The sequence below is a fragment of the Bradyrhizobium sp. genome (assembly GCF_035935975.1).
In the GTDB taxonomy this organism is placed as follows: Bacteria; Pseudomonadota; Alphaproteobacteria; order Rhizobiales; family Xanthobacteraceae; genus Bradyrhizobium.
In genome coordinates, this window is sequence record NZ_DASYWN010000057.1 from 184,802 (window position 1) to 197,190 (window position 12,389).

Annotated in this window: 13 protein-coding genes; 5 read left to right on the plus strand and 8 right to left on the minus strand. The window is 65.4% G+C overall.

Going from position 1 to position 12,389, the window contains the following annotated elements:
* Positions 1-19: 19 nt before the first annotated feature.
* From VGR99_RS36900 to VGR99_RS36920, 5 genes are all read right to left on the minus strand, one after another.
* A complete protein-coding gene (locus VGR99_RS36900) occupies positions 20-1,192 on the minus strand; it encodes an acyl-CoA dehydrogenase family protein (RefSeq protein WP_326904860.1) in 1,173 nt (390 codons plus the stop codon).
* Positions 1,186-1,986, minus strand: coding sequence for an ABC transporter ATP-binding protein (locus tag VGR99_RS36905; protein ID WP_326904861.1), 801 nt, complete (start codon positions 1,984-1,986; stop codon positions 1,186-1,188). Before VGR99_RS36905 ends, VGR99_RS36900 begins: the two co-directional genes overlap by 7 nt.
* Positions 1,980-3,002, minus strand: a complete 1,023-nt coding sequence (locus tag VGR99_RS36910) for an ABC transporter permease (protein ID WP_326904862.1) — start codon at positions 3,000-3,002, stop codon at positions 1,980-1,982. Before VGR99_RS36910 ends, VGR99_RS36905 begins: the two co-directional genes overlap by 7 nt.
* Positions 2,980-4,083 (minus strand): ABC transporter substrate-binding protein, encoded by a 1,104-nt coding sequence (locus VGR99_RS36915; RefSeq protein WP_326904863.1) that lies wholly within the window; start codon positions 4,081-4,083, stop codon positions 2,980-2,982. The genes VGR99_RS36910 and VGR99_RS36915 overlap by 23 nt, the downstream gene beginning before the upstream one ends.
* Before the next feature lie 156 nt (positions 4,084-4,239).
* Entirely contained in the window at positions 4,240-4,515 is a 276-nt protein-coding gene (locus VGR99_RS36920) for a hypothetical protein (RefSeq protein WP_326904864.1), read from the minus strand.
* A gap of 43 nt (positions 4,516-4,558) precedes the next feature.
* On the opposite strand from VGR99_RS36920, the gene VGR99_RS36925 reads away from it, so the two are divergent.
* Complete coding sequence (locus tag VGR99_RS36925) at positions 4,559-5,539, plus strand: ABC transporter substrate-binding protein (protein WP_326904865.1); 981 nt, start codon at positions 4,559-4,561, stop codon at positions 5,537-5,539.
* 127 nt (positions 5,540-5,666) lie between these two features.
* On the opposite strand, the gene VGR99_RS36930 is transcribed toward VGR99_RS36925, so the two are convergent.
* Complete coding sequence (locus tag VGR99_RS36930) at positions 5,667-6,089, minus strand: hypothetical protein (RefSeq protein ID WP_326904866.1); 423 nt, start codon at positions 6,087-6,089, stop codon at positions 5,667-5,669.
* Positions 6,090-6,442: 353 nt separating this feature from the next.
* On the opposite strand from VGR99_RS36930, the gene glgC reads away from it, so the two are divergent.
* From glgC to VGR99_RS36945, 3 genes are read left to right on the plus strand one after another with little or no spacing between them, the layout of a single operon-like run.
* Positions 6,443-7,705 (plus strand): glucose-1-phosphate adenylyltransferase, encoded by a 1,263-nt coding sequence (gene glgC / locus VGR99_RS36935; RefSeq protein ID WP_326904867.1) that lies wholly within the window; start codon positions 6,443-6,445, stop codon positions 7,703-7,705.
* Positions 7,702-9,135 carry a glycogen synthase GlgA gene (gene glgA / locus VGR99_RS36940; protein ID WP_326904868.1) on the plus strand — a complete coding sequence of 478 codons (1,434 nt, stop codon included), beginning with the start codon at positions 7,702-7,704 and terminating at the stop codon, positions 9,133-9,135. Before glgC ends, glgA begins: the two co-directional genes overlap by 4 nt.
* A 37-nt stretch (positions 9,136-9,172) precedes the next feature.
* Entirely contained in the window at positions 9,173-9,433 is a 261-nt protein-coding gene (locus VGR99_RS36945; protein ID WP_326904869.1) for a SemiSWEET transporter, read from the plus strand.
* Positions 9,434-9,707: 274 nt separating this feature from the next.
* Here the strand turns inward: VGR99_RS36945 and VGR99_RS36950 are convergent, their stop codons facing one another.
* A complete protein-coding gene (locus VGR99_RS36950) occupies positions 9,708-10,502 on the minus strand; it encodes a class III extradiol ring-cleavage dioxygenase (protein WP_326904870.1) in 795 nt (264 codons plus the stop codon).
* Positions 10,503-10,663: 161 nt separating this feature from the next.
* Here VGR99_RS36950 and VGR99_RS36955 point away from each other — a divergent pair, with 161 nt between their 5' ends.
* Entirely contained in the window at positions 10,664-10,843 is a 180-nt protein-coding gene (locus VGR99_RS36955; RefSeq protein ID WP_326904871.1) for a hypothetical protein, read from the plus strand.
* A 20-nt stretch (positions 10,844-10,863) separates the two neighbouring features.
* Here VGR99_RS36955 and VGR99_RS36960 read toward each other — a convergent pair whose 3' ends face one another.
* On the minus strand, positions 10,864-12,327 hold the full coding sequence (locus VGR99_RS36960) for a carboxylesterase/lipase family protein (protein WP_326904872.1): 1,464 nt from the start codon (positions 12,325-12,327) through the stop codon (positions 10,864-10,866).
* Between the last annotated feature and the right edge of the window lie 62 nt (positions 12,328-12,389).

Here is a 12,389-nt window from a genome sequence, read left to right on the forward strand (position 1 = left end):
ATGGTCTCCCTTTTGTGTTCTAAAGTCCGAGCGCGGTGCGGCCGAGGCCGGTGCGCGTGGCATCGTCCTGCGGCGTGTGAACGCGCCCGCACAGGACATCACGATAATGCCGCTCCAGCGGATTGCTGCGGGACAGGCCGTGATTGCCGGTCAGCGACAATGCGTCCTCGACCACGGCGACGGCATTGTTGGTCACCGTCAGCTTGATGGTGTTGGATTCGCCGGTGGAGAGATCGACACCGTCGTCGAAATCGCGGGCGAAGGTGTCGAGCAGCCGCGCATTGACTGCGAGCCTAGCCTCGATGGCGCCGAGGATCTCCTGCGCGCGCGGCAGCGTCGCAAGCGGCGCGCCGAGGCTCGCCGGCACGCGCTGCTTCAGGAATTGGACGAACCAGTCGCGCGCCGCGCGGGCGACGCCGTCATAGATCGCGGCAACGAAGACCGTGTGGACGGTCGCCTGCGCGACGTCGGGCGCGCGCCAGTCGACAGGCTTGCGGACATCGACCTCGGCATCGAGCGGGATCACGACCTCGTCGAAGATGACGTCGTGGCTGCCGCTGGCGCGCAAGCCGTGATGGTCCCAGGTCTCGACGATGCGCGTGCCCGGCAGGCCCGCCGGCACCAGGAACTGGCCGACCCGCGGCTCGGCCTCGTCCGTCCGGGCCCAGACCAGATACCATTTCAGGATCGGCGAGCCCGTCGAATAGATCTTGTGGCCGGAGAGGCGCCAGCCGGTTTCGGTCCGGCGCGCGATCGTCGCCGGCAGTCCGCCGCGTGAGGGCGAGCCGAGCTCGGGCTCGACCCGCAATGCGTTGACGAGCGCGACACCCTCGACCGTCTCGCGCGCGAGCTTGCGCGACAGCCGCTGCGGCCAGGTCGGGCTCCGCCCCATCACCAGATGGTTGATGTAGTGCATCGACAGCACCAGCGCAGTCGACGGATCGGCCTTGCCGATGATGCCGAGGACACGCGCGGTGTATCGTGCGCCGGCGCCGGCCCCGCCAAGGGCCGCCGGCACCGTCAGCGACAGCAGGCCGGCCTCGGAAAGCTCGCGAAAGTTCTCGAAGGGGAAGCTCCCCGTGCGGTCATGCTCGGCCGCACGCGCGGCAAAGCCCGGCGCCAGCGCCTCTGCGCGCGCGATATAGTCGGGCTCGCTGTGAGGCACCCGTCCCTGAGCTACCGAAGTCACCATGTGGCATCCAATCCCAACAAGCCCAAAATCTGGCGGCGCAGGTCGGCGAGATACGGATCGCCGCGATGGCGCGGATAGGGACGATCGACCCGAATGTCGGCCTTCACGCGCGCTGGCCGGTCACTGAAGACGATCACGCGGTTGGCGAGCACCAGCGCCTCTTCGGCGTCGTGTGTCACCAGCAGCGTCGTAAAGCCCTTGCGCTGCCAGAGCGAGACGAGCTCGGCCTGCATGGTGATGCGGGTCAGCGAGTCCAGCTTGCCCAGCGGCTCGTCGAGGATCAGGATCTTGGGATCGTTCACCAGCGCCCGCGCCAGCGCGACGCGCTGCGCCATGCCGCCGGAGAGCTGGTGCGGATAGGCATTGCGGAACGACGCCAGGCCGACGAGATCGAGCGCGTCGTCGACGCGCCGGCGTTGGCTCTTGAGGATGCCCTGGGCCTCGAGGCCCAGGGCGACGTTGTCCCAGACCGACCGCCAGGGAAACAGCGTCGGATCCTGGAACACGACCACCCGCGAAGGATGCGGCCGGGTGATGCGGGCCTCGTCCTCGCGCAGTGTTCCGACCTTGGGCTTGTCGAGGCCGGCGACCAGCCGCAGCAAGGTGGACTTGCCGCAGCCGGATGGGCCGAGCAGCGCGACGAACTCGCCGGGCTCCACGGAGATGCTGACGTCATCGAGAACCGGCAGCTCGGCGCCGTCGATGTCGAAGGCGTGGCTGACCTGCTCGATATCGAGCGCGGCGCCCGCGGCCAGCGGCGCTGCGACTTCGGCCAATGCGGCGGCGGCTACCATTTCACGGTCCCCTTCTGCCAGACCAGCAGGCGGTCGCGGATCGCGAACAGCAGCGTGATCGCGCCGGAGCAGAGCAGCGACATCACGATCAGCGCCGCATACATGTTGGCGTAGGCGGCCCAGCCCTGCGCCCATTGCAGGTACCAGCCGAGCCCGGCCTTGACGCCGATCATCTCGGCGACGACGAGCACGGCAAAGGACGAGCCGAGCCCCATGAACAGGCCGACGAAGACGTGCGGCAGCGCGGCGGGGATCGCGACCTTCAGCACCAGGAAGGTCGGCTTTGCGCCGAGCGTGCGCGCGACGTCGTAATAGGCGTTGCTGACGCTTGCGACGCCCGACCAGGTCAGCACGGTGACCGGGAATCCGGTTGCGAGCGCGATCAGGAAGGTCGAGGCGCTCCAGCTCGACGGAAACGTGAAGAACGCGATCGGCAGCCAGGCGGTCGCCGGCAGCGGGCCGATGAAGCGCAGCACCGGATGCACCCAATAGCCGACCGCGCGCGACCAGCCGATCGACACGCCGGTCAGGAAGCCGACCGTGGCGCCGATCAGATAGCCGCCGAGCTGCAGCTTGACCGAAGCGAACACGCTGTCGAGCAGCTTCGGCAGATCGTCGGTATAGACCTCGATGATCGACTGCGGCGGCGGGAAGAACGGCAGCGGCAGCCAGGCAAACTTGGCAGTCGCCACCTCCCACACCGTCAGGAACGCGCCGAGCGCGACCAGCCAGGGCCCGCGCTTGTGCAGGGCCTGTCCCGCCGAGCCGAGATAGTCGGCAGCGACGGTTCCGAACAGCGCGATTGCCGCGATAACGAAGGCGGCGATGCCGAGCGAATGCGTGCGCGACCAGTCGCCGACATCCTCCCACCACAGGCAGGACGCGCCGAAGGCGATCCAGGCAACACTGGCGAGAATGCCGACGCCCGACTCCCGGAGCCAGCTCGCCAGCAGCGGCGCGCGCGAGGTACGCGGCGCGCCGGAGGTGAGGCCGTCAGACAGCGAATACGTCGACATAGATGCGCTCCGCGAATTTGGCCGTGTCGGTGCTCGCCTTGAAGACCTGCACGCTCTTCAGATCGTCGGCATAGCCCTTGAGCTCGCGCTTCAGGACCTCGCCGACGGGATGATGATGGTGGGTGTGGTAGCGCACCATGCCCTCGATATCGGCAAGCGTTGCCGTCTTCGGCGCGTAGGGCTGGAACGACTTTGCCGTCACCGACGGGTTCTGCGCGGTGAACATCGCGGCGTCGAGCAGCGCCTGCGTGATCGCGCGCGCGACCTGCGGCTCCTCACGCACCAGGCTGCCGCGCAAGCCGAGGATGCAGCAGCTCTTGTCGCGGTATTCGCCGTCGAGATTGGAGGCAACCTCCTTGTACTGGCTGTCCTTGAGCCAGAGATAGCCCAGCGGATCGGACGACAGGAACGCCTGGACCTCGCCCTTCTCCACCGCGACGTTCAGGAGATTGCCGGGATAGGCACGCCAGTCGACGTCCTTGTTCGGGTCGATACCTAGCCTGGCCAACTGGATCGAGAAGAAGTTCTTGTCGGGACCGGCGAGATCGCCGACCGCGACGATCTTGCCCTTGAGATCGGCGAGCTTGCTCACGTTGGAATCGGCCCGGGTCAACACGCGCATGCAGCCGCCATGGGTGCCGGCGGCGATCTTGACGTCAAAGCCCTGCTCCAGCGGCTTCAGCCAGCGCAGCGCCATGCCGAGGCCGGCATCGCTCTTCCCCGTCGCGATCGCCTCGAGCAGCTGGTCGGTCGAGCCGGAATAGTTGACGAGCTCGACGTCGAGATTGTGCTTCTGGAAGAAGCCGTGCTCGATGGCGACAGGCACCGGCGCAAGGCACACCGCGCCGGCATTCCACGACAGTTTCAGCTTGCGCGGTGCACCGGTGAGTACGGGGCCATCCGCAGCCGTCCGACACAGCGGAAACTCCGAGAGGTCGACGCCGGGCGCGATCGCTTGCGGCGCAAAGGCCTGCGCCGTACCGAACGCACCGAGCGGCGCGGCGAACGCAGCCGCCAGCCCTGCCTGGAGCAAATGCCGCCGGTCGAGGCCCGATCCGCCGCGCTTGTTATCCTTGTCCATCAGCCCCGCTCCTGAGTTGGCACAGCTCCGCCGTTGGCGCAGCGCTTCGCGTTGCGCATGTTCCGTGTGGAGCTGCGTTGAGAGAATATTCTTCATCGGCGCTTCACGCGCCGCTTTGATGCGATGCGCAAATCATGCGGCGCGGGTGCTGCATCGTCAATGAAATGGAATTTCGAATGTGGCGCGCAGCGAAGTCATTCTCTCCATCAGCCCGCTCGACGGCGATGAAACGATTTTCACTGACGCATCATCGTGCAAGCAGGCAATGCTGCTCCCTCTCCTGCTGCATCCGTACGCATCTTCGGCCGCGCACGCCGCTCGTTCTCGAAAGCGGCGCGTTGCTGAAACGTCCTTGCCGGATTCGCGCGCAATACGAATGGCCATTTCATTGACTGCGCATCGCGCGATCATAGACTTGATCGTCCCGCTCAATCGTTCGCTCACAAATCGTGAGCAAAGCAACAAGACAGGCCACATGAGCACCAACTTCGACGATCATTCCATCACCCGCCGGCTTGCGGCATCGCTGCTCGCGGCAGCCATCACGCTGTCGACGGCCGCCGCATCCTTCGCCGCCGACACCGTCGTGCTGCGCGTCGGCGACCAGAAGGGCGGCAACCGCTCGCTGCTCGAGATCTCCGGCTATGCCAAGGACCTGCCCTACAAGATCGAATGGTCGGAATTCCCCGCGGCAGCGCCGATCCTGGAAGCGCTCAACGCCGGCGCGCTCGACGTCGGCTACACCGGCGATCTCTCGTTCCTGTCGGTGTATGCGGCCGGCGCGCCGATCAAGGCGATCGGCGGCACCAAGTCGGATGCGAAGACGCAAGCCATTCTCGTGCGCCAGGATTCACCGATCAAGTCGGCGGCTGATCTCAAAGGAAAACGTCTCGCCGGCACGCGCGGCGGCTGGGGCCAGTTCCTGATCGACGCGACGCTGGAGAAGGCGCAGATCAAGCTCGAGGACGCGACCTTCGCGCCGCTCGGCCCTGTCGATGCCAAGATCGCGCTGGTCGCGGGCTCGATCGACGCCTGGGCGGTGTGGGAGCCCTATGTCTCGTTCGCGACGCTGAAGGACAAGGCCCGTGTCATCGCCGACGGCGAAGGCCTGACGCCGACCATCACCTTCATCGTCGCCTCCGACAACGCCATCGCCACCAAGCGCGCGGCGGTGCAGGACCTGGTGCAGCGGCTGAACAAGGCAAGGCTGTGGTCGCTGGATCACCTCGCTGAGTACGCGAAGAGCACGGCCGAGTTGACCAAGTTGCCGGAGGACGTGCTGCTGTCAGCCTACACCGCGCAGCGCACCAGCCCGATCGTGATCGACGAGAACGTGGTGAAGGAGGTGCAGGAAGCCTCCGACCGCTCGACGCGTTACGGCATCCTGCCGAAGACGCTCGATGTCAGCAAAGCCGTCGACCGCAGCTTCACGGCTGCGGCCGCGGGATCGAACTAGCGCGGGGGCGCGGCGGGATGCACAGGCCTCGCTTCAAGGCCGGTCCGTTGCATCTCGCCGCGATCGTGCTCGCGCATTTCGCCTGCATGAGCCTGATCGTGTGGCTCTCGCTTTAATCTAACCGCACTTACCAATAGCCGCGATAATATGGCCGGTAGTACGCGCGAGGCCGGTAGTAGCCATAGCCGTAATACGGGCGGTACGGCCGATAGTAGCGCGGATAGGCATAGGCCGGCCCGTAGCCGTAATAGGCGGGCGCATAACCATAGCCGTAGCCATAGCCGGGGTAACCATAGCCGCCGTAATACGGTCCGTAACCATAGGCCGCGCTGCTGGCGATGGCGCCGCCGATGATCGCGCCGGCTGCGAAACCGCCGAGGCCCCATCCCCAGCCGCCCCCACGCCAATGCACCTGCGTGACGTCGTCACCGACGGCGGCCTTCATGGTCGCGACATTGGTCGGCAGCGGCGCCGCCGTGGCCTGCCCGATTTGGCCGGCCAGGACCGCGCCCGCCAGAGACCAGGCAATCGCCGATTTCCAGATCCTCATCGTCTTGCTCCCTGTCTGACGTTTCGCTTGGGAAAAAGGATCGCATTCCCATGATCGGGCATCCTTGCGCGAAGTCAAAGACTCCATTTTGCGTGCGGCGCACAACACAATCCGCGCATGCCTTAATCGTGGTCGGCCTCGCCGCCCCGATGTGACACCGATGCGACGCGGCTGGAGGTCGCAGACCACGGCAAAGCGTTAAGCTTCCCATCCGTTCGCAACCAACAAGCACCTTCCCGATTTACTATTCGTACCGTTACTATCGGTTCCAATGGCGCGCGGCCGGAAGGCACTTCGCGAAAGCCTTGGTTTACGCCAGAATTTGGCTTGCGCCAGACGAGTGGGAGGATGACATGAGTGCCGCCGGAAATGAGCCGCTTGCCCGCCAGGCCCTGGCATTCGTCCTGGCCGGCGGACGCGGCAGCCGGCTGCTGGAATTGACCGACCGGCGCGCCAAGCCCGCGGTCTATTTCGGCGGCAAGTCCCGCATCATCGATTTCGCACTTTCGAACGCGGTCAACTCCGGCATCCGCCGCATCGCGGTCGCCACCCAGTACAAGGCGCACAGCCTGATCCGGCATCTCCAGATGGGCTGGAACTTCTTCCGCCCCGAACGTAACGAGAGCTTCGACATCCTCCCGGCGAGCCAGCGCGTCTCCGAGAACATGTGGTATGTCGGCACGGCGGATGCCATCTACCAGAACATCGACATCATCGAGTCCCACAACTGCCGCTTCATCGTCGTGCTCGCCGGCGACCACATCTACAAGATGGATTACGAGGTGATGCTGCGCCAGCACGTCGACAGCGGCGCCGACGTCACCGTCGGCTGCCTCGAAATGCCGCGCGAGGAATCCTCCGGCTTCGGCATCATGCATATCGACGAGAACGGCTGGATCCAGCAGTTCCTCGAGAAGCCCAAGGATCCGCCGCCGATGCCGGGCAAGCCCGATGTCTCGCTCGCCAGCATGGGCATCTACGTGTTCGACATGAAATTCCTGTTCGACCAGCTCAAGCGCGACGCCGAGGACCCGAACTCGAACCACGATTTCGGCAGGGACATCATTCCCTACATCGTCAAGAACGGCCGCGCGATCGCGCACCAGTTCTCGACGTCATGCGTCCGCTCCGGCGAGGACCCCCGCGCCTATTGGCGCGATGTCGGCACGGTCGATGCCTATTGGGCCGCCAATATCGACCTCACCGACGTGGTGCCGGAGCTCGACCTGTTCGATCGCGCCTGGCCGATCTGGTCCTACGCCGAGATCACGCCGCCGGCGAAATTCGTCCATGACGAGGAGAGCCGGCGCGGCCAGGCGGTGAGCTCGCTGGTCTCGGGCGGCTGCATCATCTCCGGCGCCTCGCTGCGCCGCTCGCTGCTGTTCACCGGCGTGCGCATCAACTCCTATGCCAATGTCGAGAACGCGGTGATCATGCCTTACGTCAATGTGGGGCGCGGCGCGCGGCTGAAGAACGTCGTGATCGATCGCGGCATCGAGATCCCCGAAGGACTCGTGGTCGGCGAGGATCCCGAGCTCGACGCAAAACGCTTCCGCACCACCGAGCAGGGCATCTCGCTGATCACCCAGCCGATGATCGACAGGCTCAATACATGACGCCCGTTCGCGTCCTCGCGGTCGCCTCTGAGGTCTATCCCATCGTCAAGACCGGCGGCCTCGCGGATGTCGCCGGCGCGCTGCCGATTGCGCTGAAGGCGCACGGCGTCGAGATGCGCACGCTGATGCCGGGCTATCCCGACGTGATGCGGCTGGTCTCGAACGCGGCCGAAGTCTGGCGCTGGCCGGATTATTTCGGCGGCCCCGGACGCCTGCTCGCCGGCTCGTATGACGGGCTGGACCTGTTCGTGCTCGACGTGCCGCATCTCTACGCGCGGCCGGGCAACCCCTACGTCACCACCGAGGGCGTCGACTGGCCTGACAATGGCGTGCGCTTTGCGGCGCTGGCGCGCGTCGCCGCCGATATCGGTTACGGCCTCGTACCGGCCTTCGTGCCCGATGTCGTGCACGCCCATGACTGGCAGGCAGGTCTCGTGCCCGCTTACCTCCACTATGACGATCGCCTGCGGCCCGGCACGGTGATGACGATCCACAACATGGCCTATCAGGGCAAGTTCGACCGCGAATTGACGAGCGCGATCGGCCTGCCCCGGGAAGCCTCGTTCGATGTTCACGGTCTGGAATATTTCGGTGGCATCAGCTTTCTCAAGGCCGGCCTGCAGTTCGCCGATCGCATCACCACGGTGTCGCCGACCTACGCCCATGAGATCCAGAGCGATGAAGGCGGCATGGGGCTCGGCGGCCTCCTGCGCGAACGCGCGGGCGTTTTGAGCGGCATCCTCAACGGCATCGACACCGAGGTGTGGAATCCGCAAACCGATCCGCACATCGCCTATCGCTTCGGCGCGGAGGACCTGACGTTCCGCTCGGCCAACAAGGCGGCGCTGCAGCAACGGTTCGGCCTCGACCCGCGGCCGGATGCGCTGCTGCTCGGCGTCATCAGCCGCCTGTCGTGGCAGAAGGGTCTCGATCTCCTGCTCGAGGCCATGCCGATCGTCCTCGGCGAGGGCATGCAATTGGCCCTGCTCGGCAGCGGCGATGCCGAGTTGCAGGATCGCTACCAGGGCGCCGCGCGGGCCTGTCCCGGCCGGATCGCGGCCATCATCGGCTATGACGAGGCGCTCGCGCACCTCATCCAGGCGGGCGCCGATGCGCTGCTGGTGCCATCCAGGTTCGAGCCCTGCGGCCTGACCCAGCTCTGCGCGCTACGCTATGGCGCCGTGCCCATCGTCTCGCGCGTCGGCGGCCTCGCCGATACCGTGAGCGAGCCGGCGACAGGATTTACGTTCGGGCCGGTCTCGTCCGAAAATCTCTCGGCGGCGTTGCGGCGTGCGAGTCTTGCTTTCCACGACAAGGCGGCGTGGCGGCAATTGCAGTTGACTGGCATTGCCACCGACGTCTCCTGGCGTCATCGGGCCGGCGAATACGCCGCGCTCTATCGCAGCCTGATGGCATCGCACCGCCCCTGAGGCATCACCATCGTCGAATCCATGTTATAGAGCGCGCATGGACCCGTTCGTGATCAAGCTGATCGGCTTTGCCGCCGCCACCTGCACCACCGTGGCCTACGCGCCGCAAGCCCTCAAGGTGTGGAAGACCCGCTCCACCGGAGACATCTCGCTCGGCATGTTCCTGGTCATGGTGCTGGGCCTGGCGCTCTGGCTGATCTACGGCCTGCTCAGCGGCGATGCGCCCCTGGTCGCCGCCAATGCCATCACCATGGTGCTCGCCGGCGGCATCCTGTTCATGAAGCTGAAGTACGGCTGAGCTTGAAAGCTGCGTAGGGCAAATTAGCCGAAGGCGTAATCCGCCATCCTTGTTGCGGCCCGACGGCGGATTACGCTTCGCTAATCCGCCCTACGAGACTGATCACGCTGCCACGGCCATCATTGGACTCTGCTCCTGTTTTGCCCGACGAGTCAAATGTCGCCAGGACGCCGCCTCGTTATCCAGACCGGCAAAAGCCCCCCGCTAACCCATTCAAATTGCTCAGCCGTTCTACTGTGCATGGGGTTGTTTTCGTGGTTTTGCGTCAGAGGCATCATCCGAACACGTACGACGCCATCGCAACACTCGCGACCTCGTCGACGAAGACACGCTTGCCGACATCGCTGCCGGCCGCACCCGACGCCACCATCAGCGGCAGCAGATGGTCCTCGCGCGGATGCGCCAACCGCGCGCTCGGCGCGCTCTCCCAATCGACCAGCATCGCGTTGCGGCGCGCCGCATCCGGATTGCTGATGGCTTCGTTGAGATAGGCCTCGAAGTCGTAGGAGACGGGCTTGGACTCCGGTCGGTTGAAGCCGCGCATGTTGTGGTAGGTGAGCCCGCTGCCGACGATCAGGATACCTTCGTCGCGCAACGAGGCGATCGCCTGCCCGGCCTTGATGTGCTCGGCCGCATCGTAAGTCGACTTCAGCGACAACAACACGATCGGCATGTCCGCGTTCGGATACATCAAGCCGAGCGGGACGAAGGTGCCGTGATCGAAACCCTGGTTGGGATCTTCCCGGCAATCGAGCCCTGCGTGCTTGAGCAGCGCCCTCACATCCGCTGCGAGCTCGGGCTTGCCCGGCGCCGGATATTTGATGTGATAGGTATGCTCGGGGAAACCGTAATAGTCATACACCATCGGCGGATGCGCCGAGGTCGAGACGGTGAAGGCGTCGGCCTCCCAATGCCCGGTGATGACGAGCACCGCCTTCGGTCTTTCAGGGAGGAGCTGCGGCAGCCGACCGAACTCCTCGGCGGTCTTGGCATATTGCACCCGCCTGTCCTCCATGAAGGGCCAGGGGCCGCCGCCGTGCGACAGAAACAGGGTCGGAAAGCGCGTCATGGATACTGGGCTCGTCTCGTTGGCAACATGCGCGTGTAGCTGTGCGCGCGATCGGCGGCGAGCATAGGCAAACCGGTATGGTTAGCAAGTCGTTAACGATTTGCCGCCCAAAATCGCCCCTATGGCCGAAGGAGTCGGCCTGAAGACAAGCGAGACGTGAGATGAAGAAGTTTGCGCTGGGGGACGTCGTCAACAGTGACAAGGGCCGCCGCGGCGTCGTCCGTGCCGCCTACCGGTCAAAGGAAGGCCAGCAGTTCTATGCCGTCGAGAAGGACGGCGCGATCGACTATCTGGAAGAAGACCGGCTGACGCCGGCCCCGCGCGTCGAGCTCGCAGCCTAAATCCAATTGCTTTCGTCGCGCTAGCGCGCGATCCGGTCGAGACGCTCCGCGAAGGGATCCTCGCCGCTCGCGATGCGCTCGTTCGTCATCAGCAGCAGGCGATCGTTGCCTGCGGCAGCATCCCAGCGTGGCAGGTCAGGACCGTTGGGATCGCCGCTCCTCGCGAAGTTGACCCAGTAGGCGCGCATGCGGCTTGCGACCTCACGATCGCGCCGTGAGAAGATGCCCGCGCCGGGCACCCCCTCCACGCCGAAGATGAACTGCAATTCCCGCCCGTGACCGCCTTCTAAAGTCTTGCGCCGGGCTTCCGGCACATAGGCGAAGCGATAGCGGAAGACCGGTGCGCCGGTTGCGGCATGCAGGCGCGCGAGCAACCTCACCGGCTCGGAGAAGACCTTGTCGGTATAGAACCGCGCCGCAAGGTCCGAATCCTGAGCGAGGTCGGGATAGAGCGTGCGCAACTCATCCGTGGTGATGCCGGACGATGCGAGCGCCTGCGCGATGTCGGGTTCGCTGTCGAAATCCGTCTCGTCATCGTTGGCGCCGATGATCAGCGGAATCCGGCTTTCATGTCCGGCCGCAAAGCCACTAGCGATATCTTCCGTCACGAGGCTTCCGTCGATCACCGGCGCAAAGCTATGCGGTGATGTCGCGAGCAGCTTCTTTTCGGCGGCCAGAAGACGCCGGGGCTCGGCGCCGCGCAGATCTGCGGGACGCCCAAGTTCAGTCGCGAATTGCAGGCCTGCAGCCCCCGCCTCCTGCCGCGAGCGCAGATGCACGCGGCCGGGCACCGATTGCAGGACGGCTTTGTGAAACAGACCGCGCGCCGCGTCGCAGAGCATCAGCAGCGCAATCGACGTCGCGCCCGCGCCACTGCCGAACAGCGTGACGTTGTTCACGTCGCCGCCGAACGCCGCGATGTTGTCGTGGACCCAATGCAGCGCCGCGATCTGGTCCATCAGTCCGTAATTGCCGGAGCCGCCTTCCGACAGTGCGGGATGAGTGAGCCAGCCCAGTGCGCCGAGGCGATAATTCACGGTCACCACGATGAGGCCGGCCTGCGCGAGCCTGGCACCATCGAACAGCGGATCGTTCGCGGTGCCGCTGACGAACGCGCCGCCATGAATGAACACCAGCACCGGCAGCGGACCGTCGACGCCGAAGGGGCGGAACACGTTCAGCGTGAGGCAATCCTCGCTCGCGTCAGCCAGCAACTGTTGGGCACAGGGCGCGCCGTACTCGTAAGCGGTGCGCATCTCGGAGCTTTCCTCGACCGTTGCCTGCGGCGGCCGCCAGCGCAGCGGTCCGATCGGCGCGGCGGCATAAGCAAGCCCCCGGAAGAAAGCCACCTCGCCTTCGACGGCGCCAAGCATCTGGCCTTCGCGCGTCAGCGCAAACGGGAATTGCCCGACCGGCTGGGCCACGACGGGGCCAGCGAGGCAGAGCAATGCGGCAACCACGATGAGCGCAAACACGGACCGCATCTTGGAATCTCGATGCGTGGACAGATTCCCGAGAGGTTAAGTCCGCGGCCTGCGGCGAGGCA

What these genes read in the sequence shown, in the direction of transcription:
- VGR99_RS36900 (WP_326904860.1), bottom strand. Translation starts at nt 1,192, where the DNA reads ATGGTGACTTCGGTAGCTCAGGGACGGGTGCCTCACAGCGAGCCCGAC.
- VGR99_RS36905 (WP_326904861.1), bottom strand. Translation starts at nt 1,986, where the DNA reads ATGGTAGCCGCCGCCGCATTGGCCGAAGTCGCAGCGCCGCTGGCCGCG.
- VGR99_RS36910 (WP_326904862.1), bottom strand. Translation starts at nt 3,002, where the DNA reads ATGTCGACGTATTCGCTGTCTGACGGCCTCACCTCCGGCGCGCCGCGT.
- VGR99_RS36915 (WP_326904863.1), bottom strand. Translation starts at nt 4,083, where the DNA reads ATGGACAAGGATAACAAGCGCGGCGGATCGGGCCTCGACCGGCGGCAT.
- VGR99_RS36925 (WP_326904865.1), top strand. Translation starts at nt 4,559, where the DNA reads ATGAGCACCAACTTCGACGATCATTCCATCACCCGCCGGCTTGCGGCA.
- VGR99_RS36930 (WP_326904866.1), bottom strand. Translation starts at nt 6,089, where the DNA reads ATGAGGATCTGGAAATCGGCGATTGCCTGGTCTCTGGCGGGCGCGGTC.
- glgC (WP_326904867.1), top strand. Translation starts at nt 6,443, where the DNA reads ATGAGTGCCGCCGGAAATGAGCCGCTTGCCCGCCAGGCCCTGGCATTC.
- glgA (WP_326904868.1), top strand. Translation starts at nt 7,702, where the DNA reads ATGACGCCCGTTCGCGTCCTCGCGGTCGCCTCTGAGGTCTATCCCATC.
- VGR99_RS36945 (WP_326904869.1), top strand. Translation starts at nt 9,173, where the DNA reads ATGGACCCGTTCGTGATCAAGCTGATCGGCTTTGCCGCCGCCACCTGC.
- VGR99_RS36950 (WP_326904870.1), bottom strand. Translation starts at nt 10,502, where the DNA reads ATGACGCGCTTTCCGACCCTGTTTCTGTCGCACGGCGGCGGCCCCTGG.
- VGR99_RS36955 (WP_326904871.1), top strand. Translation starts at nt 10,664, where the DNA reads ATGAAGAAGTTTGCGCTGGGGGACGTCGTCAACAGTGACAAGGGCCGC.
- VGR99_RS36960 (WP_326904872.1), bottom strand. Translation starts at nt 12,327, where the DNA reads ATGCGGTCCGTGTTTGCGCTCATCGTGGTTGCCGCATTGCTCTGCCTC.